16 protein-coding genes and 1 pseudogene are annotated in these 18,790 nt (G+C 65.3%); 3 read left to right on the top strand and 14 right to left on the bottom strand.

The genetic code is table 11. The features are described 5' to 3' along the window. Positions 1–533: pseudogene (locus tag ACFE7D_RS01390) on the bottom strand (hypothetical protein); the annotation flags it as partial. 229 nt (positions 534–762) lie between these two features. Here ACFE7D_RS01390 and ACFE7D_RS01385 point away from each other — a divergent pair. After that, a complete protein-coding gene (locus ACFE7D_RS01385; RefSeq protein WP_375393634.1) occupies positions 763–2,001 on the top strand; it encodes a cysteine desulfurase-like protein in 1,239 nt (412 codons plus the stop codon). A 106-nt stretch (positions 2,002–2,107) separates the two neighbouring features. Here the strand turns inward: ACFE7D_RS01385 and ACFE7D_RS01380 are convergent, their stop codons facing one another. From ACFE7D_RS01380 to ACFE7D_RS01355, 6 genes are all read right to left on the bottom strand, one after another. After that, positions 2,108–3,505 (bottom strand): ABC1 kinase family protein, encoded by a 1,398-nt coding sequence (locus tag ACFE7D_RS01380; RefSeq protein ID WP_375393633.1) that lies wholly within the window; start codon positions 3,503–3,505, stop codon positions 2,108–2,110. Between the two features lie 4 nt (positions 3,506–3,509). After that, positions 3,510–4,004: a DUF427 domain-containing protein gene (locus tag ACFE7D_RS01375; protein ID WP_375393632.1), complete on the bottom strand. Its 495-nt coding sequence runs from the start codon at positions 4,002–4,004 to the stop codon at positions 3,510–3,512. Next, positions 4,001–4,378, bottom strand: coding sequence for a DUF393 domain-containing protein (locus tag ACFE7D_RS01370; protein WP_375393631.1), 378 nt, complete (start codon positions 4,376–4,378; stop codon positions 4,001–4,003). The genes ACFE7D_RS01375 and ACFE7D_RS01370 overlap by 4 nt, the downstream gene beginning before the upstream one ends. A gap of 138 nt (positions 4,379–4,516) precedes the next feature. Continuing rightward, entirely contained in the window at positions 4,517–5,299 is a 783-nt protein-coding gene (locus ACFE7D_RS01365; RefSeq protein ID WP_375393630.1) for an SDR family NAD(P)-dependent oxidoreductase, read from the bottom strand. Positions 5,300–5,328: 29 nt separating this feature from the next. Further along, positions 5,329–6,510, bottom strand: coding sequence for a zinc-dependent alcohol dehydrogenase (locus tag ACFE7D_RS01360; protein WP_375393629.1), 1,182 nt, complete (start codon positions 6,508–6,510; stop codon positions 5,329–5,331). Then, positions 6,510–7,091 (bottom strand): SRPBCC family protein, encoded by a 582-nt coding sequence (locus ACFE7D_RS01355; RefSeq protein ID WP_375393628.1) that lies wholly within the window; start codon positions 7,089–7,091, stop codon positions 6,510–6,512. Before ACFE7D_RS01355 ends, ACFE7D_RS01360 begins: the two co-directional genes overlap by 1 nt. 130 nt (positions 7,092–7,221) lie before the next feature. Here ACFE7D_RS01355 and ACFE7D_RS01350 point away from each other — a divergent pair, with 130 nt between their 5' ends. Then, positions 7,222–7,614 (top strand): hypothetical protein, encoded by a 393-nt coding sequence (locus ACFE7D_RS01350; protein ID WP_375393627.1) that lies wholly within the window; start codon positions 7,222–7,224, stop codon positions 7,612–7,614. 56 nt (positions 7,615–7,670) lie between these two features. Here ACFE7D_RS01350 and paoC read toward each other — a convergent pair whose 3' ends face one another. The 7 genes from paoC to ACFE7D_RS01315 all read right to left on the bottom strand — a co-directional run bounded on the left by paoC (position 7,671) and on the right by ACFE7D_RS01315 (position 17,971). Beyond that, positions 7,671–9,890, bottom strand: a complete 2,220-nt coding sequence (gene paoC, locus ACFE7D_RS01345; RefSeq protein ID WP_375393626.1) for an aldehyde oxidoreductase molybdenum-binding subunit PaoC — start codon at positions 9,888–9,890, stop codon at positions 7,671–7,673. 4 nt (positions 9,891–9,894) lie between these two features. Beyond that, a complete protein-coding gene (locus ACFE7D_RS01340) occupies positions 9,895–10,842 on the bottom strand; it encodes an FAD binding domain-containing protein (protein ID WP_375393625.1) in 948 nt (315 codons plus the stop codon). Continuing rightward, a complete protein-coding gene (paoA, locus tag ACFE7D_RS01335) occupies positions 10,839–11,471 on the bottom strand; it encodes an aldehyde dehydrogenase iron-sulfur subunit PaoA (protein WP_375393624.1) in 633 nt (210 codons plus the stop codon). The genes ACFE7D_RS01340 and paoA overlap by 4 nt, the downstream gene beginning before the upstream one ends. Positions 11,472–11,757: 286 nt before the next feature. Continuing rightward, entirely contained in the window at positions 11,758–12,060 is a 303-nt protein-coding gene (locus ACFE7D_RS01330; protein WP_375393623.1) for a hypothetical protein, read from the bottom strand. Between the two features lie 68 nt (positions 12,061–12,128). Next, positions 12,129–13,658, bottom strand: coding sequence for an efflux transporter outer membrane subunit (locus tag ACFE7D_RS01325; RefSeq protein ID WP_375393622.1), 1,530 nt, complete (start codon positions 13,656–13,658; stop codon positions 12,129–12,131). Then, entirely contained in the window at positions 13,658–16,837 is a 3,180-nt protein-coding gene (locus tag ACFE7D_RS01320; protein WP_375393621.1) for an efflux RND transporter permease subunit, read from the bottom strand. Before ACFE7D_RS01320 ends, ACFE7D_RS01325 begins: the two co-directional genes overlap by 1 nt. Positions 16,838–16,843: 6 nt before the next feature. After that, positions 16,844–17,971, bottom strand: a complete 1,128-nt coding sequence (locus ACFE7D_RS01315) for an efflux RND transporter periplasmic adaptor subunit (RefSeq protein ID WP_375393637.1) — start codon at positions 17,969–17,971, stop codon at positions 16,844–16,846. A gap of 130 nt (positions 17,972–18,101) precedes the next feature. Between ACFE7D_RS01315 and ACFE7D_RS01310 the strand changes: the two genes are divergently transcribed. After that, positions 18,102–18,776: a TetR/AcrR family transcriptional regulator gene (locus ACFE7D_RS01310; protein ID WP_375393620.1), complete on the top strand. Its 675-nt coding sequence runs from the start codon at positions 18,102–18,104 to the stop codon at positions 18,774–18,776. Positions 18,777–18,790 lie beyond the last annotated feature (14 nt).

Raw genomic sequence — 18,790 nt, 5'->3', positions numbered from 1 at the left:
TCGGGGAAGAGCTTGACCGATCCCGGATCGGCGGCGCTGCGCTTGTCGTCGAGCGTGAAGCCGCTGCCGGCACCCTGTGCACGGTCGCCGGTGCCCATCGCATCGCCTTCCTGGCTCAGCGAACGGGCGATGCCGAGCGTGTCCGCGGTCAGGAACCCTGCGATGTCGACGACCATGCTGCCGTCGGGAAGCGTGGCCGCCACATCGCCCATCCAGGCGACGGACGTCGCGAAGTCGCTGCTTGCCCCGCCGATCGCGCGAAAGCGAGGGTTCTCGAACTGGATCGCGATTCGCTTGCCCAGCCGACGAAAGGCGATGATCTGCGTCGGGCCGACCCGCCCCCGATCGAGAAAGGTCGGCGCGGAGCCAAGGCCCGTCCGAAGCGCGGTCGCGTAGAGCAGCCGCAACGAAACCCCGTCGGCGGCCGCCGGAGGCAGGGTGACGAGGATACGACCGCCCGTTCGGTCGACATGGACTGGCACGACCCCTTCGAGCGCGGTGCTGTTGGCGTAGATCGGTGCGCCGGTTTCCACAGACGGCGCGGCCGTCGCAACCGCAGGAAGCGCAATCGCGCCGACGCATAGCAGAAAGCGCAGCATTCGTTCCCCCGGTGCCCTTCGCAGACGGTCGAGGATCATCCAAACACCGTTGCGACGCAAGCGTCGGCGGGGGGGGGCGGTGCCGATCGAAAGAATGCGTCGGCGGAAAGGGAACCTCCGGGATGGCTGTCGAAATGGAGGTACAGCCGTGTAGAGGTGTCCGATGACGTTCCCGATCGACGCGGTGCGCCGCCGCTTTCCTGCACTCGACGTTACCGACGATGATCGCGCGCGCATCTATCTGGATGCACCCGGCGGCACGCAGGTCTGTTCGGACGCGATCGACGCGATGCGCCGGCACCTGGCGCTAGGCGCCGCGAACGCCGGCGGCGTGTTCGCCACGTCATGTGCGGTTGATTCGCTAAGCCGCTCCGCGCACCAGGCGATCGCCGATCTGATCGGGGCCGATCCGGACGAGGTGGCGTTCGGTGCCAACATGACGTCGCTGACGTTCGCAGTATCGCGAGCGCTGGCGCGCGACTGGCGATCGGGAGACGAACTGGTCGTCACCAGGCTCGATCACGATGCCAATGTCGCGCCCTGGCTCGAGGTTGCGGAAGACCGCGGACTTATCGTGCGCTGGCTGGACTTCGATCCCGCGACCGGCCGGTTGCAGCTCGATTCGCTGCCCGGATTGGTGTCGGATCGTACCCGCCTGGTCGCCATCGGAGGCGCGAGCAACGCGCTCGGCAGCATCGCCGATCTGGACACCATCGTTCGAACCGTGCGCCGAGAGTCTCAAGCGCTCGTCTATGTCGATGCCGTCCAGCTCGCGCCGCACGTGGCGCTCGACGTGAAGGCGCTCGGCTGCGATCTGCTGGCGTTTTCGCCGTACAAGCTGTTCGGTCCGCACGTCGGCGTGTTGTGGTGTCGACGTGAAGTCGCCGATCGACTCCGCGCCTACAAGGTTCGCGCCGCCTCGAGCAGGGGCATGGCGCGGTTCGAGACGGGCACGCCATCGTTCGAGGCGCAAGCCGGCATCATCGGCATGGCCGATTATCTCGAGTGGCTCGGCGAGATGGTATCGCCGGGCCTGGCGAACCGGCGCGAGCGGCTGTCGGCGGCGTTCGAGGCGTGTGAGACATATGAGGCGGAACTCGGCTCCGCGCTTCTGGAAGGGCTCGCCAAGTTCAACAGCGTTCGCGTGTACGGTCCCGCCGACATGACCGACCGGGTGCCGACGTTCGCGTTCACGGTCGAGGGGCATTCGCCGTCGGACGTCGTCCGGCACCTGGCCGATCGCGGCATCTTCGCATGGGCGGGTCACTTCTATGCGGTGGAAACGATCGTGCGGTTGCGGCTGGAAGCCGAAGGCGGGCTCGTTCGCGTGGGTCTGTGCCACTACAACACCATGGCCGAGGTCGATCTGCTGATTGCCGCGCTCGCCGACCTGCTGGGCTGACCGCGGAACGAACCTTCCGGGCATAAATCCGTGAATGCCCGTCAAATGGCGAACCTTGGTCTGCGGTATTGCGATCAGGATGGACTTGCGGCAGCGAATACCTGCGCTAACGCGCGGCTGGCGGGCCCGCCGTTCCGATCGCGCTGTCCGGAACGCCGGCTCCTTGCAATTGTCGCTTCACCAGCGCCCGCACGTCCACCCGCGCTTTGAGCCGGGCCGCGAGCAGCGCGGTGCCGCTGATCTTGCGTTGGACGAACAGGATGTCGATCGGCGGCAAATGCCATGTCGTCTGGTCGCCGGCCATTTCCATGCCCTGATCGCGGAGGACGCCGACAAAGGCACGGTCGCCGAAGTCGAACGGGACGGGGCGGTTCAGTTCGCCGAGCACGATGCCGATCATCGTGTCTACGCGCTCCCGGTGTCGCACGACTGCTTGTTCGCCGAGAAAACCGGCGGCGACGGCGGCGTCGCGGACCGCATCCGGATCGTCGGCCAGTGCCGCACGCAACAAGCGTTCATACCCGCCCGACGTCGCCGCGCCGACCGGCCGCGCCGCACCGAAATCAAGCAGCACCAGGCGTCCGGTGTCGGGCTGGTAACGGTAATTCGCGAAATTGGGATCCGTCTGCATGACGCCGAATTCGAACAATTCGCGCAAAACGAGCGCGATCAGCGCGCGCACCGCCTCGTTCCGCACTGCCTGCGACGAATCGACCAGCGACTCGATCGGGCGACCTTCGACGAAGCTCATCGCCAGCACACGCTCGGTCGTGAACTCCGTATCGAGCGTCGGCACTACATAATCCGTTGCTCCGGCGAGCAACCGGCCAAACAGGGCCAGCTGCTCGCCCTCGCGGACATAGTCGGCCTCTTCCGCCAATTGCCGCTTCGCCTCGGCAAGCAAAGGCGCGATGTCGAGCGCGCGGGGCAGCAGGCCCGAAACGCGGAGCAATGTGGCGACATTGTCGACATCGGCATCGATGCTTTCGCGCACGCCCGGATATTGGACCTTGATCGCCAGCACGCGGCCGTCCCGCGTCGTCGCCCGGTGGACCTGGCCGATCGATGCCGCCGCCACCGGCGTGGCATCGAACCGCGCGAACCGCGTCCGCCAATTCTTGCCCCATTGCCGGGCAAGGACCTGCTGGAGCTGCGCCGGCGGCATATGACGCGCCCGGTCGCGCAGTCGCGCCATGATCTCCGTCAGTTCGGGCGGCAGCATGTCGCCGGCATCCATCGAGATCATCTGGCCGAGCTTCATCGCAGCACCACGAAGATGCGACAGACGATCGGCGACCCGTCCGACATTGCCCGGCGTCAGCATCAGGTCGCGCATCCGCGGTCGTTCGCCATCGGCCAGCCGACGTGCGCCCTCGGCCAGCATTCCGCCCGCGACACCGCCGGCAAGCCGACCGAACTGCCCAAGCCGCGACAGCCGACCGCTCGGCACCGCGCGACCCTCCTTGCCGTCGCGACCGTCCTTGTCGTTCCGATCGTCGGTCATTGCGCTACCATCCCATGCTGCCGGGGATGCCCTTGAAGGGCCCGCTGAGATTGGCGGTGATCCAGCCGCCGTAAAACCCGCCAGGCTGGGGCACGACCGCCTCGCCGTCCACCGTGCACCGGTCGAACGGTCCGGCGTAGAAGGCGACATGGTCGCGCAGCGCGGCGAATGCACGGTTCGGATCGGGATAGCTCCATCCGATCCTGGGTAGCGTAACGCCATCGACGACCACGTCCCAATAGACCGCGTAGCCCTTATATTCACAAAACGACCCCCCGCCTGCCGGGCGAAGGACACCTGGTATTATGTCGTGGGGCGGAATGTAATAGGTCGGCGGATGACTGGTCTCCAGCGTCCGGATGCTCTCGCGCGTATCGGCGACAAACACGCCGCGATGTTCGATGGCGACAAGCGCGTCGGTCGGTTCGGCGCGCGGCGGCCTTGGATAGGACCAGACGCTTTCCTGACCGGGGCCGACCGGGTCCGGCCGCGGTCTCATGTCGCTACCCGCCGGGCGATACGCTGCAGGATCGGGCGGATCGTCAGAAACCGCGCATAGAGCCATTCCAGCGCGGCAAGAACCGACGCGTTGCGCGCCGCAAGACCGATCGGACGGAGCAGAGGGATCGCACGCCACATCGCGGCGAACGCCGCCGCGCCGTCGAGCATCACTGCGCCGTCGAGCATCACTCCGTCCTCACGCACGTGAAACCGCGCCAGCAACTCGGCGCGATCGATCGGGCAGGCCGATCCGTGGTCGCTCGATGCATCGACGAACCGGATCGCACCGCGCCGGTCGAGCCGCCGCATCAACGCGATCTCACTTCGGCACAAGGGGCACGAGCCATCGTGCCAGACGGTCAGGTCAGTCATTCACCGGACATGGGGAATGGAAAACGGTTCCGCACCGGGGGTCGGCAGATTGATGACGATTGCATTAACCGGAGGCAACTTTGCTGGAACGGTCCGCAAAGCGTATCGGCAAACAAACGGCGCAGCATCGACCGTCGATCAATCGTCGCCCTTGGGTTCGGCCATCTTGCGATGCTGTTCCGCCAGTACCGAAGCGGGCATGACGTTGGCCAGCATCCCCTGCACCTTGGTCGACCAGCCCGAGAAGATGCTCGCCTTGCCCGCCATCAGCGCGTCCCAGCCGTCCTTCGCGACCAGCGCGGGATCTCGCTTGGACTCGGACTGGCCGACTTCGGTATCCAGCATGTCACCGCGTTCGAAGAACTCGGTATCGACCGGCCCGGGCTTCAGCGTCGTCAGGGTGACGCCGTCCGAATCCTTGATCTCGTTGCGCAGCGCGTCGGTAAAGAAATCGACGAACGACTTGGTGGCGTTGTAGACCGCCTGGTACGAACCCGGGATGTAGCCCGCGATCGATCCGGTCACCAGGACCTTGCCCTCGTTGCGGGCGACCATCGGCTTCAGCACGGTCTGCAACAGGTACAACGTGCCAGTAATGTTGGTGTCGACGACCTTGCGCCAGTCGGCCAAATCCTGTTCCAGGAAGGCATGACCCAAACCGCGCCCGGCATTCGCGCACAGCAGGTCGATCTGGCGACCGTTCGCCGCAGCCAGCAACGCATCCACGCCCTCGGTCGTAGACAGGTCCGCCTCGACGGACCGCACTTGCGTGCCGAACTGGTCGAAATCCCGCGCGGCGTCCGCGATCAGCGCTTCATCCGCCACGACGAGAATGTCATACCCGTCCTTCGCGGCGATCGTCGCCAGTTCGAAGCCGATACCGGTCGACGCGCCGGTGACGATCGCGAATTTGTTGGCCATAGTTCTTGTCCTATCAGATGGAGTTTGAGTCAGCCGTTCAGACCAGGCTTCAATACGACCTTGGTCACCACATTCTGGTCATCGTGGAACATCTTGTAGCCCTTGGGCGCGTCCTCGAGGTCAATGCGGTGAGAGATCAGGAAGGTCGTGTCGATCTTCCCCTCCACGATCGCGTTCAGCAGCGCGGGCATGTAATGCTGGACGTGCGTCTGGCCGGTCTTGAGCGTCAACCCCTTTTCCATGAAGGCACCGAGCGGCCATTTGTCGACGAAGCCGCCATAGACCGCTGGCATCGAGACGCGCCCGCCCTTGCGGCAGGCGATGATCGCCTGGCGATTGGCATGCGGCCGATCGGTGCCGAGGAAGGTGGACGCCTTGATCTGGTCGAGCACATTGTCGACGAAGAAGCCGTGCGACTCCAGACCGACGGAGTCGATGACCGCATCGGGACCGATCCCGCCGGTCATCAGCATCAGCGCCTCGTACACCGCGCTTTCCTCGAAGTTGATCGTCTCGGCACCGAACTTCGCGGCCAGCTCCAGCCGGTGGGGGAAATGGTCGATCGCAATCACGCGCTCGGCCCCCATGAGGAAGGCCGACTGCACCGCGAACAGCCCGACCGGGCCACAGCCCCAGACCGCGACGATGTCGCCCGGTTCGATATCGGCATTCTCCGCCGCCTGCCAGCCAGTCGGAAGGATGTCCGACAGGAACAGCACCTTCTCATCATCGATCCCATCCGGGATGACGATCGGTCCGACGTCGCTGAACGGCACGCGGACATATTCCGCCTGACCGCCTGCATAGCCGCCGGTCATGTGACTGTAGCCGAACAATCCCGACATCGGCTGGCCGTACAGTTCCTGCGCGATGTCCTGGTTGTCGGCGGGCAGGCCGTTTTCGCACGCGGAATACTGGTGCTTGCCGCAATGGTAGCAGCTGCCACACGCGATGGTGAACGGGACGACGACCCGCTGGCCTTTTTGCAACGTCGATTTGGGGCCGGTTTCGACCACTTCGCCCATAAACTCATGGCCCAGGACATCGCCCGCCTGCATCGTCGGGATGTAGCCGTCGTACAGATGAAGGTCGGACCCGCAGATCGCGGTTGCGGTGACCTTGATGATGCAATCGCGCGGGTTCAGGATTTCGGGGTCATCGACGGTGTCGACACGGACGTCGTGGCAACCATGCCATGCCAGCGCACGCATCAGGCGGCCTCCTCTTCGCGTTGCCTGTTGGTAAAGGCACCGGTTGCAATCTCACCGGTTTCCATGAGTTGCTTGAAACGGCGCAGGTCGCGGCGGGCCTGGATCGCCGGTTCGCGCTGGAACATCTTGGCGATCACCTTGCCGACGATGCCGCCGGGCGGATCGTAGCGGATCGTAGCGGTGACGACGGTGCCGCGCGCGCCGGCGTCCCGGAATTCGACCCGGCCGCCGTTCGCGACGTCAGCACCTGGGTCCGATGTCCAATCGATGAATCGGTTCTCGACCTCGGCGGTGACGGTTGCATCCCATTCGACGGTCCGGCCGGCCGGTGCCTTTACGACCCAGTGCGAATGCGTGGCATCGAGCACGTCGATGCGATCGACATTCTCCATGAAGGTCGCGAAATTGACGAAATCGCGAAAAAACGAAAACAATTCGCCGACCGGCCGATTGATCGTCACCGCCGCCGCGGTCATCGCCGTGCCTTCTCCTGCGGGAACATCGGCGGCCGCAATGGCGTCGCCCTTCTTCCATGTCGTCGCGGGCGCGTCGTCGATATGGTCTGCTATATCGTTCGACATAAACTGTCCTTCGATGAATTATGAATAGTCGTAAACTGTCGCTGCGCCGCGCGTAGACTGGGCATTGACGGAAGTTAACAACATGAAAAGCTTGGTAGATATGTAAGCGGTCAACCATGAATGACCGACATTGTTCCGCTCTTTGCACCACGAATCGAATGCGATCGTGCTTGCTCCGCACGACGCTTTGGTCGAAACGGCTGACGCTGGGAATCAGCAGCCACTTAAGGGGATGCATATGCAAAAATCGTTCATTTTCGTCGCGGGCGCTTGCCTGCTGTCGCTCACCGCATGCGACCACAAGACCGCCGGTGCGGATAACGTGATCTCGTCGGCCGACAATACCGCCGATATGATGCAGGCGAACGCCACCGCGATCCGCGACACCGCGGACAGCGTCGGCGGCAATGCCGAAGTCGCCATGGACAACCGCGCCAACGCGCTGGACAACGGGGCTGACGCCGTACGCGGTGCTGCTGCGAACAAGGCCGACGCACTGGATGCGACGGTCAAGGGCAAGTAATCCCGCTGCATCCATCGCCGGGATGCCTTCGCATCTCCGGCGATGGTCGTCGTCGGTCAGGCCATTATCGGCAGCCCGGCCATATGCTTTTCGAGCGTAACCGGATAATCGCGTACCCGCACGCCGGTGGCGTTGTAGACCGCGTTGGCGATCGCTGCACCCACCCCGCACAGGCCAAGCTCGCCGACACCCTTCGCCTTCATCGGCGACGATAGCGGATCGACCTCGTCCAGGAACACGACCTCCTGGTGCGGAATGTCAGCATGCACCGGCACTTCATACGTCGCGAGATCGTGATTGACGAAGAAGCCGAAGCGCGTGTCCACCGCGAGCTCTTCCATCAGCGCCGCGCCAACCCCCATCGTCATCGCGCCGATAACCTGGCTGCGCGCGGATTTCGGGTTGAGTATCCGTCCCGCGGCACACACCGCCAGCATCCGGCGGACGCGCGTTTCACCGGTATAGCCGTTGATCGCCACCTCGACGAAATGCCCAGCAAAGGTCGATTGCTGATAATCCTTGTCCAGCGTGCCGTATTCGATCCGGTCCTCCGCAACTAGCGGGCCAGTCTTCGCGGCATCCGCCAATTGCGCGCTGCGTCCGCCCGCCTGCACCCGACCATCGGCAAAAGCCACGTCGGCTGCGTCGAAGCCGAGGCGCCGCGCCACCTGCTCGCGCAGCTTGACGCAGGCGGCGTATACGCCCGACGTCGAGTTGTTCGCGCCCCATTGGCCACCCGACCCCGACGATGCCGGGAAGTCGGAGTCGCCGAGCTTCACGACGACCCTCTCGATCGGCACGCCCATCATCTCGGCGGCGGTCTGCGCGATGATCGTATAGGTGCCGGTGCCGATATCGGTCATGTCGGTCTCGACGGTCACGACTCCGCCCGCATCAAGGCGGACCCGCGCGGCGGACTTCGTCACGATGCTGTTGCGAAAGCCGGCAGCGACACCCATCCCGACCAGCCACGTGCCCTCACGAACCTGCGCGGGCTTCGGGTTGCGCTTGCTCCATCCGAACCGGTCCGCACCCAGCTTCAGGCACTCGACCAGCTGACGCTGCGAGAATTTGCGGGTCGGCTTTTCGGGATCGACCTGCGTGTCGTTCGCGATGCGGAGCGCGACCGGGTCCATCCCGAGCTTCTCGGCCAATTCGTCCATCGCGATCTCCAGCGCCATGAGGCCTGGGGCTTCGCCGGGCGCGCGCATCGCATTTGCTTCGGGCAGGTCCATGACCGCGAGGCGGGTGGCGACCATGCGGCTAGCGCCCGCATACAGTAATTTGGTCTGCGACGTCGCGGTCTCGGGACCGCCGCCGGGCAGGTTTCCACTCGTGCCTTCATGCGCGATCGCGGTCAGCGTGCCGTCGCGGGTCGCGCCAAGTCGAATGCGCTGGATGGTTGCCGACCGGTGGGTCGTGTTGTTCGCCATCATCGGCCGCGTCATCGCGACCTTGACCGGACGCCCCGCCGCCTTCGCACCGAGCGCGGCGAGTGCGATGTCGGCCCGGACGAACAGTTTCCCTCCGAAACCACCACCGATATAGGGCGAGTCGATCCGGACATTTTCGGGCGATATGCTTAGCGTCTTGGCGAGATCGCCCTTCGCCCAAGCGATCATCTGGTTGGACGTCCACACCGTCAGTGTGTCGCCGTTCCAGGACGCGATGCTGGCGAACGGTTCCATCATCGCATGTGTCTCGTCGGGAGTCGTATAGGTCCGATCGATCGTCACCGGGGCCGCGGCGAAGGCCGTCTCGAAATCGCCGATCCGGTCGATCTTGGGGGCAGCGCTGCCTTCGCCGCTACCGCCGCCGTGCAGCGGCGCGAGCGGTGCCAGCGCGGCCAGATCGTATTGCCCCTTCGCGCGAACATAATCGACGCGGATCGCGGCGGCGGCGGCGCGTGCCTGCTCGAACGTATCGGCCACGACTAGCGCCACCGCTTGATGGTAATGGGCGATTTCTGAACCGCCGAACAAATGTGCGGTATTGGCCCGCCCCAATGGCAGCTTGGGCATGTCGAGCGTCGATACGATCGCCAGTACGCCGGGCATCGCTTTCGCGTGCGCCAAGTCCATGCTCGCGATGCTGCCCTTGGCGATCGCCGATCCCAGGATGAAGCCGTACGCCTGGTTCGGCGCGACGTCGTGGCGTTCATAGGCATAGGGCGCGGTGCCGGTCGTCTTGAACTTGCCGTCGATGCGATCGTGCGGCCTGCCGACGACCTTCAGCTGATCGATCGGATTGCGGCCGGCGGGGGTGTCGAACTTCATGGGATCAGGCCTTTGCGTCGGCCAAGGCGGCGGCGAGCGTACGCTCGACCAGCGGTACCTTGAATGCATTGTCAGGGGTCGGACGGGCACCAGCCAGAAGCGGCGCGGCGACGGCCTGCGCGCCCTGCGGCAGATGCGCCTCCGCCGCCTCCATCCGCCAGGGCCTAGGCGCGATCCCGCCGACCGCGACGCGGCCGGTGCCGTCCTTCTGGACGATAGCCGCGACCGAGACGAGCGCGAAGGCATACGAGGCCCGGTCGCGGACCTTGTGATAGACATGGGCGCCGCCGATCGGGCGGGGCAGGGTAACCGCTGTGACCAGTTCGCCCGGCACCAAAGCGGTTTCGATATGCGGCGTGTCCCCGGGCAGGCGGTGGAAATCCGCGATCGGGATCGCGCGCGTACCCCCGGCGGGATCGACGGTTTCGACCACTGCATCCAGCACGCGCATCGCGACCGCCATGTCGCCGGGATAGGTCGCGATACAGGCATCGCTCGCGCCGATCACCGCCAACTGCCGGCTATACCCGCCGATCGCCGCACAACCGGAACCGGGCGTCCGCTTGTTGCACGGCTGGTTGGTATCGTAGAAATACGGGCAGCGCGTCCGCTGGAGCAGATTGCCCGCGGTCGTCGCCTTGTTGCGCAATTGCCCGGACGCGCCAGCGACGATCGCGCGCGTCAGGGCGCCGTAATCGCGACGTACGCGGTCGTCCGATGCGAGCGCGGTGTTGCGGACCAGTGCGCCGATCCGCAGGCCACCGTCCGGGGTCGGTTCGATCCGGTCGAGCTTCAGGTCCTGCACGTCGACCAGATGCGACGGCGTCTCGATCTGCAGCTTCATCAAGTCGAGCAGATTGGTCCCGCCCGCAATGAACTTCGTGCCCGGTCGCGCGGCGGCGGTCGCGGCCTCCGCCGGGGTTTTCGCGCGGCTGTACGTAAACGGCTTCATGCGTCGTGCTCCGCAACTTCGGCCATCGCTTCGGCGATGTTCGAATAGGCGCCGCAGCGGCAGATATTGCCGCTCATCCGTTCGCGCATCTCGATGTTGGTGGCGCGGGGACGATCGGTCAGGCTGGCGCTGGCATGGCTCGGGATGCCGGCCTTGATCTCCGCCAGCACGGCGATCGCGGAACAGATCTGGCCGGGCGTGCAATAGCCGCACTGATAGCCGTCATGCTTCACGAACGCTGCCTGCATCGGATGCAGCTTTTCAGGGGTGCCGAGCCCCTCGATCGTCGTGACCTTGTCGCCCTCGTGCATGACCGCGAGGCTTAGGCAGGCATTGATCCGCTGCCCCTCGACAATGACTGTGCACGCGCCGCACTGACCGTGATCGCACCCCTTCTTGGTGCCGGTCAGCTGCAGATGTTCGCGCAGTGCGTCGAGCAAGGTCGTGCGGGTGTCGATATCGAGCGTCCGATGCTTGCCGTTGACCTCGATCGATACGCGCATCGTCGCGGGCACCTGCTGCGCCGGCATTTCGGCTTCGGCAGCCGGCACCGCGGTCAGCGCGACCGTCGCTGCGCCACCGACGAGGATATTGCGGCGGGAGAGTTCGACCTCACCAAGGATGGACATCGGTTTCCTTCGGATTGCGACGAGCCAGCCGATCGGCCGCGGCTATGCTGACGCGTGTTACCGTATGTAGCGCGCGAAGGGAAAAGAGTATTCGCGCGGCAAGGGTACGATCGACGTTTCTTGGGAGAAGACGGTCACCGCCATACCAGACGCAATGTCGTGTGAGATCAGTTTCGTCACCCGATCTTGAGCGGCCAAGCGTCCATTGAACGTCCGAAGAAGCGGGCCCCGGGTCGAGCCTGGGGGTAACGGCATAGCAAATTTGTCGATGCTATCGACGCTGCGCCTACCGCAGCGCGCGCAGATGCTTTCCGCCGTAGCGTTGCCCGATATAGCTCGTCAGCCGCTGCATCACGCCGGAGGCGCTGTGCGCGGCCTCGGAACAACAGGGCAGGGGAATCTGACTTTGGCCGGTCGCGCGGCGTTCGACCTTCTGGCAGAGTTCTTCCATGTCGGCGCGGCTGAGGAGGTTCTTCTCCCGCAACAGGCACAACAGGCTTTGCAGGATGATGAGGCTTTCACCCCCCGGATCACTCTCGGGGTGATCGCCTGCGCGGGGGCCGCGTTGGGGCGGCACGATCGATGCCATCGGACTCTCCTTACCGGTTTCGACAGGCTACGCCGATTCGCGGCGCTGGCAAGCCGTTCCGACAAGGCTCAGTTCAGCCCGCCGCCGAGCGCGCGATAAAGCTCGACCAGATTGCCGCCGCGATTGAACCGTGTGGTGACCAGCTGCTGCCGCGCGGCATAGGCGGTGCGCTGCGCATCCAGCGTGGTCAGGAACGAGTCGACCCCGGCGCGGTAGCGAGCGTCGGAAAGGTTGGCGGCGACGTTCGCGGCATTGACCCGCGCGGACTGCGCGGCGATCTGCTCGTCGATCGTTCCGCGTTGCGCCAATGCGTCGGCGACTTCGCGGAATGCCGTCTGGATCGTCTTCTGGTAGGTGGCGACCGCCGCCTGGCGTGATGCGCGGGCATAGTCGAGATTGCCCTTGATCCGCCCCCCGTCGAACAGCGGCAGCGAGATCGACGGGCCGGCCGAGAAGGTGCCCGTGCCGGCACCGAACAGGCCGCCGAGCGCGGTGCTGATCGTGCCCAGCGTCGCCGTCAGCGAGATGGTCGGGAAGAACGCCGCGCGGGCCGCGCCGATGTTGGCGTTCTGCGCGATCAACTGATGCTCCGCCTGCAGCACATCGGGACGGCGGAGCAGGACGGTGGACGAAAGGTCGGTGGGCAGCACCTCGATCCCGGCGCGCGTGTCGCCCAGCGCGGTCGGCAGCAGCGCCGGCTCGACGGGCGCGCCGACGAGCAGGTCGAGCGCGTTGCGGTCGCGCGCGACCGAGGTCCGCAGCACCGCGATGTCGTTGCGTGCCGCCTGGTAGTTGGTTTCCGCCTGACGCGACTCGAGCTCGGAGGCGACGCCGATCCGGAACTGCGCGGCGGTCAGGTCGAGCGTCTGCTTGAACGTGCCCAGCGTCTGCTGCGACAGCGCGAGCTGGTCCTCATCGGATGCGATCGTCAGCCATGCCGTCGCGATCTCGGCGATCAGGGTGATGCGGGTGCTGCGCTGCCCTTCCTGCGTCGCGAGATATTGTTCGAGCGCCGCGCGGGTCAGGTTGCGGACGCGGCCGAACAGGTCGACCTCGTAGGCCGAGACGCCGACGTTGGCGGAATATTCGGCGACGTTGGTGGATCCCGTGCCGACCGACGCCCCCGCCGTGCCGGTGGCGGTCGATGCGGCCGTCCCGGTCGTCGTGCCCGTGGTCGTCGAACCGGTGCCCGTCGCGGTGCCCGTGGCCGCGCTCGCGCCGCCGAGCAGGTTGTTGGTATAGGTTGCCGAGCCCGAGAACGCGGTCGTCGGCACCAGATCGGCGCGCTGGATGCGGTATTGCGCGCGCGCCTGCAGCACGTTGGCGGCGGCGACCTGGAGATCGCGGTTGTTGTCGAGGCCGCGCTGGATGACCTGGCGCAGCGCTGGGTCGACGAAGAAGTCGCGCCAGCCGACCCGCGTGACGTCGCGGGCGTCGGTCGCGGCGGCCGGATAGGTGCCGCCCTGCGGCAACGCCGCCGGAACACCGCTTACCGGGCGGATATAGTGGGGCGCGAGGTTGCACCCGGCGAGCATCGTGCCCGCGGCCAGCGTAGCCAGAAGGGGCAGGCGTCCCCGGAGAAGATCAGTCACGGCCATCAGGCTCCCTGCGGCGCGGGGCGTGCGCCCTCGGTATCGGGGGTGTCACGGTGAACCCGCTCGTCATCGCCGTGGCGACCGAACAGGCGGAGCACGACGACGAAGAACATCGGCACGAAGAAGATCGCCAGGATCGTCGCGGACAACATTCCGCCCACCACCGCGCGTCCGATCGCATTCTGCCCGCCGGCCCCGGCACCGGTCGAGATCGCCAGCGGGAACACGCCGAAGATGAACGCGAACGACGTCATAAGGATCGGCCGCAACCGGAGCTTCGCCGCCGCGACCGCCGCGTCGAACGCGTTCATGCCGTCGCGCATTCGCTCCTCGGCGAATTCGACGATCAGGATCGCGTTCTTCGCCGACACGCCGATCGTCGTGATAAGCCCGACCTGGAGATAGATGTCGTCGTTCAGCCCGGTAATCGTCGCCGCGAGCAGCGCGCCCAGGATGCCGAGCGGTACGACCAGCAGGACCGAGATCGGCACCGACCAGCTTTCGTACAGCGCGGCAAGGCACAGGAACACGATCAGCAGCGACAGCCCATAGAGCGCGGGGGCCTGCCCGCCGGACAGCCGTTCCTCATAGCTGAGACCGGTCCAGTCGAGCCGGGTACCCGGCGGCAGTTTCGCCTGCATCCCCTCGATCGCCTTCATCGCCGCGCCCGACGAGACCCCGGGCGCAGGCTGGCCCAGGATCTCCATCGCGGGCAGCCCGTTATAGCGCGTCAGCTGCACGGGTGCCTGCGCCCAGGACTGGCTGGAAAAGGCGGTGAACGGGGCCATAGTGCCGCTTGCGCCGCGCACGTAGAAATCGCCGATATTCTCGGGGGCCTGCCGGTATTGCTCGTCCGCCTGGAGGTAGACGCGCTTCACCCGGCCGCGGTCGATGAAATCATTGACGTATCCGCCGCCCCAGGCGGTCGAGATCGTGTCGTTGACCGTCGCCAGGTCGAGCCCGAGCGCACGCGCCTTGTCGTGATCGATATTGACCTTCAGCTGCGGCGCATCGTCGAGCGCGTTGGGACGCACCCCGATCATTGTCTTGTCCTGCGACGCCATGCCGAGCAGCATGTTGCGCGCCGCCAACAGCCTGGCATGGCCAATCCCGGCCTCGTCGACGAGTTGCAGGTCGAAGCCGGTCGCGTTGCCTAGTTCCTGCACCGCGGGCGGGACCACTGCGAAGATCATGGCATCCTTGAACTGCGAGAACGGCCCCATCGCACGCGCTGCGATCGCGGGGGCCTTGTTGGCGCTCCCGCCGCGGTCTTCCCAGCCCTTCAGAGGAATGAATGCGATGCCGCTGTTCTGGCCCGTACCGGCGAAGCTGAACCCGTTGACGGTGAAGACGCCCTGGATGTTCTTCCCCTCGGTATTCAGGAAGTGATCCTGGACCAGTTCCAGCGCCTTTTCGGTGCGCGCGCTGGTCGATCCCGAAGGCCCCTGGACCAGCGCGATCATGATCCCCTGGTCCTCGTCGGGCAGGAAGCCGGTCGGCAGGCGGGCGAAGAGGAACGCCATGCCGACGACGATCAGCGCGTAGACGATGAGCGAGCGTTTCCAGTTGCGTGCCGTGCCCTTGACCGTTTCTTCGTATTTCACCTGGCTGCGATCGAACTTGTCGTTGAACCAGCGGAAGAAGCGGGCGAGGGGGCCGTTGCCTTCCGCCCTGTCCGGATCGTGCCGCTTGAGGATCGTCGCGCAGAGCGCCGGCGTCAGGATCAGCGCGACCGACACCGACAGGACCATCGCCGACACGATGGTGATCGAAAACTGGCGATAGATAACCCCGGTCGATCCACCGAAGAACGCCATCGGCAGGAACACCGCAGACAGGACGAGCGCGATGCCGACGAGTGCGCTGGTGATCTCGTCCATCGATTTGCGCGCGGCGTCCTTGGGGCTCAGATGTTCGGTCTGGATCAGCCGTTCGACATTCTCGACGACCACGATCGCGTCGTCGACCAGCAGACCGATCGCCAGCACCATGCCGAACAAGGTGAGCGTATTGATCGAATAGCCGGCGATCGCCAGCACGCCGAACGTGCCGAGCAGCACCACCGGCACCGCGATCGTCGGGATCAGCGTCGCACGGAAATTCTGCAGGAACAGGAACATGACCAGGAAGACGAGGATCACTGCCTCGACCAATGTCTCGATCACCTGCTTGATCGACAGCCGCACGAAGGGCGAGGTGTCGTAGGGGAAGATGACCTTCACGTCGGGCGGGAACTGCTTGGCGATCTCGGTCACGCGCGCCTTGACCGCGGTGACGGTGTCGAGCGCGTTGGCGCCGGGGGCCAGCTTGATGCCGATGCCCGATGCCGGTTTGCCGTTCCATCTGGACGAGAAGCCGTAATTCTCCGCCCCGATCTCGACCCGCGCGACATCGCCCAGCCGTACGATCGACCCGTCCGCATTGCTCTTCAGGCTGATCGCCGCGAATTCTGTCGGGCTGGTCAGGCGCGATTCCACCGATACGGTGGCGTTCAGCATCTGCTCCTTCGGCGCTGGCTGGGCACCGATCTGCCCGGCGGAGACCTGGGCGTTCTGCGCGATCACCGCGGCGCGGATGTCCGCCATCGTCAGTGCGTAATTGTTGAGCTTCAGCGGATCGACCCAGATCCGCATCGCATATTGCGATCCGAACGTCTGCGTGTCGCCGACGCCGTTCACGCGGGCGAGCGGGTCCTGCAGCTTGGAGACGATATAGTCGGACAGGTCGTCCGCGTTATGCTTGCCATTGTCGGAATACAGCCCGACGAACAGCAGGAAATTCTGCGTCGCCTTGGCGACGAGAATGCCCTGCTGCTGGACCTCCTGCGGCAGAAGCGGGGTCGCCGCCTGCAATTTATTCTGGACCTGCACCTGGGCGATGTCGGGGTTGGTGCCCTGTTCGAACGTCAGCGTTATGGTAACCGTACCCGCGGACGACGATGACGACGAGAAATAGCGGAGATGATCGATCCCCTTCATCTGCTGCTCGATGATCTGGGTCGTCGTGTTCTCCAGCGTCTGCGCATCGGCGCCGGGATAGGTCGCGGTGATCGACACGGCCGGCGGCGCGATCGTCGGGAATTGCGAGATCGGCAGCACGCGGATCGCCAGGATGCCGGCGAGCATCAGGATCATCGCGATGACCCAAGCGAAGATCGGGCGATCGATGAAATAACGGGCCATGACGGATTACTGGCCCTGTGCCGGAGGCTGTGTCGGGGCCGGTCTGGCGTTCGGGTTCCAGGGGGCGGGCGTGACCGGCATGCCCGGGCGCAACATACCGCCGCCCTCGACGATGACATGGTCGCCCGGCTTCACGCCCGCGGTGACCAGCCAGTTCTCGCCGACCGTTCGCGTCGTCTGGAGCGTACGCGGTTCGACCTTATTGCCCTTGCCGACGACCATGACGGTCGCGTTCCCGCGCTCGTCGCGGCTGACGGCACGCTGCGGCACCAGCATCGCTTGCGCCTGCGTGCCCTCGATCAGTTGCGCGCGCACGAACATGCCCGGCAGCAGCAACCCGTTGGGATTGGGGAACAAGGCGCGGATGATCTGCGATCCGGTCGTCGGATCGACCGTCACGTCCGCGAAGCGAAGCGTCCCCTCAGGCCCGTAATTCGTGCCGTCCTCCAGCAGCAGCTTCACGCGAGCGTTACCGTCGCGCGCGACTTGCCCGGACAGGATCTGCTGGCGCAACTTCAGCAAGTCCGAACTGGATTGGGTAATGTCGACATAGATCGGGTCGAGCCGCTGGATCGTGGCCAACGGATCGGTCTGCGATGCCGTCACGAGTGCGCCGGTCGTATAGACCGAACGACCGATCCGCCCGGTGATCGGCGCGCGGATGGTAGTGCGCGCCAGGTCGATCTGCGCGGTCTTCAGCGCCGCCTGCTGCGCGGCGACGTCCGCCTGCGCCTGCGCGGCGGTGGTCTGCGCATTCTCGTAATCCTGTTTCGAGATCGCGTTGATCTTGACCAGTCCGCCATAACGACGGGACAGCGCCGCGCTCGACGCGATCGCGGCACGTGCCTTCGCCAGCGCGGCGCGGGCGTTGGCGACCTGTGCTTCATAAGGCTGCGAGTCGATCCGGTAGAGTGCCTGCCCCTTGCTGACGACATCGCCTTCGGTAAACAGTCGCGCCTCGACAAGGCCGTTCACCTGCGGACGGACCTGCGACGTCTCGTAGGCGGAGGTGCGGCCCGGAAGCTCGTTGGTAAGGGTCACCGATTGTTCATTTACCGTGATATATCCGATGCTTGGCGGCGGAGGCGGTGGCGGAGCCACGGGCTTCCCGCAGGCGGCGAGCGCCAACGCCATCGCTGGGGCGGTGTGACGAAGAAAAGACATGCTCAGCTCTGCCGGATAGGATATGTGAGTGAACGATCACTCACAATGCTGCTACTGCGAACGGGATTGCCGGGTCAAGCGGAATACGGACTGGTAAGGGATGGGCGAGAAAAACCTGTGTTGTGGAATGATGCGAGACCGTGCGGCACTGCGTCGTCAGCGGATCATCGACGCCGCGCGTACCCTGTTCGTTTGCAACGGTTTTCACGCAACCGGCGTGGCCCAGATCGCAAAGGCCTCGGGCGTGGCGGTCGGGCAGATCTACCGCGATTTCGCGGCGAAGGAAGACATTGTCGCGGCGATCGTCGAGGGCGATTGCGGGCGTTTACTCGAACGCGAGTCGTTGCAACGGGCGATCCTGGCAGGTGATACGGAGTCGGTGTGGCATTGGATCGGGCAGTTTGTCCGGCCCACGACCGGACGCGAAGCCGTCGTGATGTTGGCCGAGATCACCGCCGAATCGACGCGCAACGAACGGATCGCGGCAATCTTCGCGCGCACGCGCGCCGATGTATGGGTGAACATATTGGCGGCGCTTGCGCTGCTGATGCCGGGCGACCGGGCCGCTGGACGTCGCGAATTGCTGGCCGAATTGGCGTTGACGCAATCGCTGGGATTGAGACAACAATTTTTGCTGCAGCCGGACATGGACGTCGAGCGGCTGGCCGATGCGATCATCGCCGTCATCATGCGGGAGGTCGAAGCCGTCAACGCGGTAACGGCCGCGGGCCCCGACACGGGCATTGGTGGCAAGACACGCGCTCCGAACAGATAGACGTTCGTCCTTAC

The sequence above is a fragment of the uncultured Sphingomonas sp. genome (assembly GCF_964244235.1).
GTDB lineage: Bacteria > Pseudomonadota > Alphaproteobacteria > Sphingomonadales > Sphingomonadaceae > Sphingomonas.
Note: the sequence above shows the minus strand (reverse complement) of the source record. Positions and strands in the feature narration are given on the sequence as shown.

Excerpts from the sequence above, each read along its gene's own strand:
- ACFE7D_RS01375 (WP_375393632.1), bottom strand. The coding sequence starts at position 4,004 with ATGAGACCGCGGCCGGACCCGGTCGGCCCCGGTCAGGAAAGCGTCTGG.
- ACFE7D_RS01310 (WP_375393620.1), top strand. The coding sequence starts at position 18,102 with ATGGGCGAGAAAAACCTGTGTTGTGGAATGATGCGAGACCGTGCGGCA.
- ACFE7D_RS01330 (WP_375393623.1), bottom strand. The coding sequence starts at position 12,060 with ATGGCATCGATCGTGCCGCCCCAACGCGGCCCCCGCGCAGGCGATCAC.
- ACFE7D_RS01355 (WP_375393628.1), bottom strand. The coding sequence starts at position 7,091 with ATGTCGAACGATATAGCAGACCATATCGACGACGCGCCCGCGACGACA.
- ACFE7D_RS01365 (WP_375393630.1), bottom strand. The coding sequence starts at position 5,299 with ATGGCCAACAAATTCGCGATCGTCACCGGCGCGTCGACCGGTATCGGC.
- ACFE7D_RS01380 (WP_375393633.1), bottom strand. The coding sequence starts at position 3,505 with ATGACCGACGATCGGAACGACAAGGACGGTCGCGACGGCAAGGAGGGT.
- ACFE7D_RS01385 (WP_375393634.1), top strand. The coding sequence starts at position 763 with ATGACGTTCCCGATCGACGCGGTGCGCCGCCGCTTTCCTGCACTCGAC.
- ACFE7D_RS01315 (WP_375393637.1), bottom strand. The coding sequence starts at position 17,971 with ATGGCGTTGGCGCTCGCCGCCTGCGGGAAGCCCGTGGCTCCGCCACCG.
- ACFE7D_RS01320 (WP_375393621.1), bottom strand. The coding sequence starts at position 16,837 with ATGGCCCGTTATTTCATCGATCGCCCGATCTTCGCTTGGGTCATCGCG.
- paoA (WP_375393624.1), bottom strand. The coding sequence starts at position 11,471 with ATGTCCATCCTTGGTGAGGTCGAACTCTCCCGCCGCAATATCCTCGTC.
- ACFE7D_RS01325 (WP_375393622.1), bottom strand. The coding sequence starts at position 13,658 with ATGGCCGTGACTGATCTTCTCCGGGGACGCCTGCCCCTTCTGGCTACG.
- paoC (WP_375393626.1), bottom strand. The coding sequence starts at position 9,890 with ATGAAGTTCGACACCCCCGCCGGCCGCAATCCGATCGATCAGCTGAAG.
- ACFE7D_RS01370 (WP_375393631.1), bottom strand. The coding sequence starts at position 4,378 with ATGACTGACCTGACCGTCTGGCACGATGGCTCGTGCCCCTTGTGCCGA.
- ACFE7D_RS01340 (WP_375393625.1), bottom strand. The coding sequence starts at position 10,842 with ATGAAGCCGTTTACGTACAGCCGCGCGAAAACCCCGGCGGAGGCCGCG.
- ACFE7D_RS01360 (WP_375393629.1), bottom strand. The coding sequence starts at position 6,510 with ATGCGTGCGCTGGCATGGCATGGTTGCCACGACGTCCGTGTCGACACC.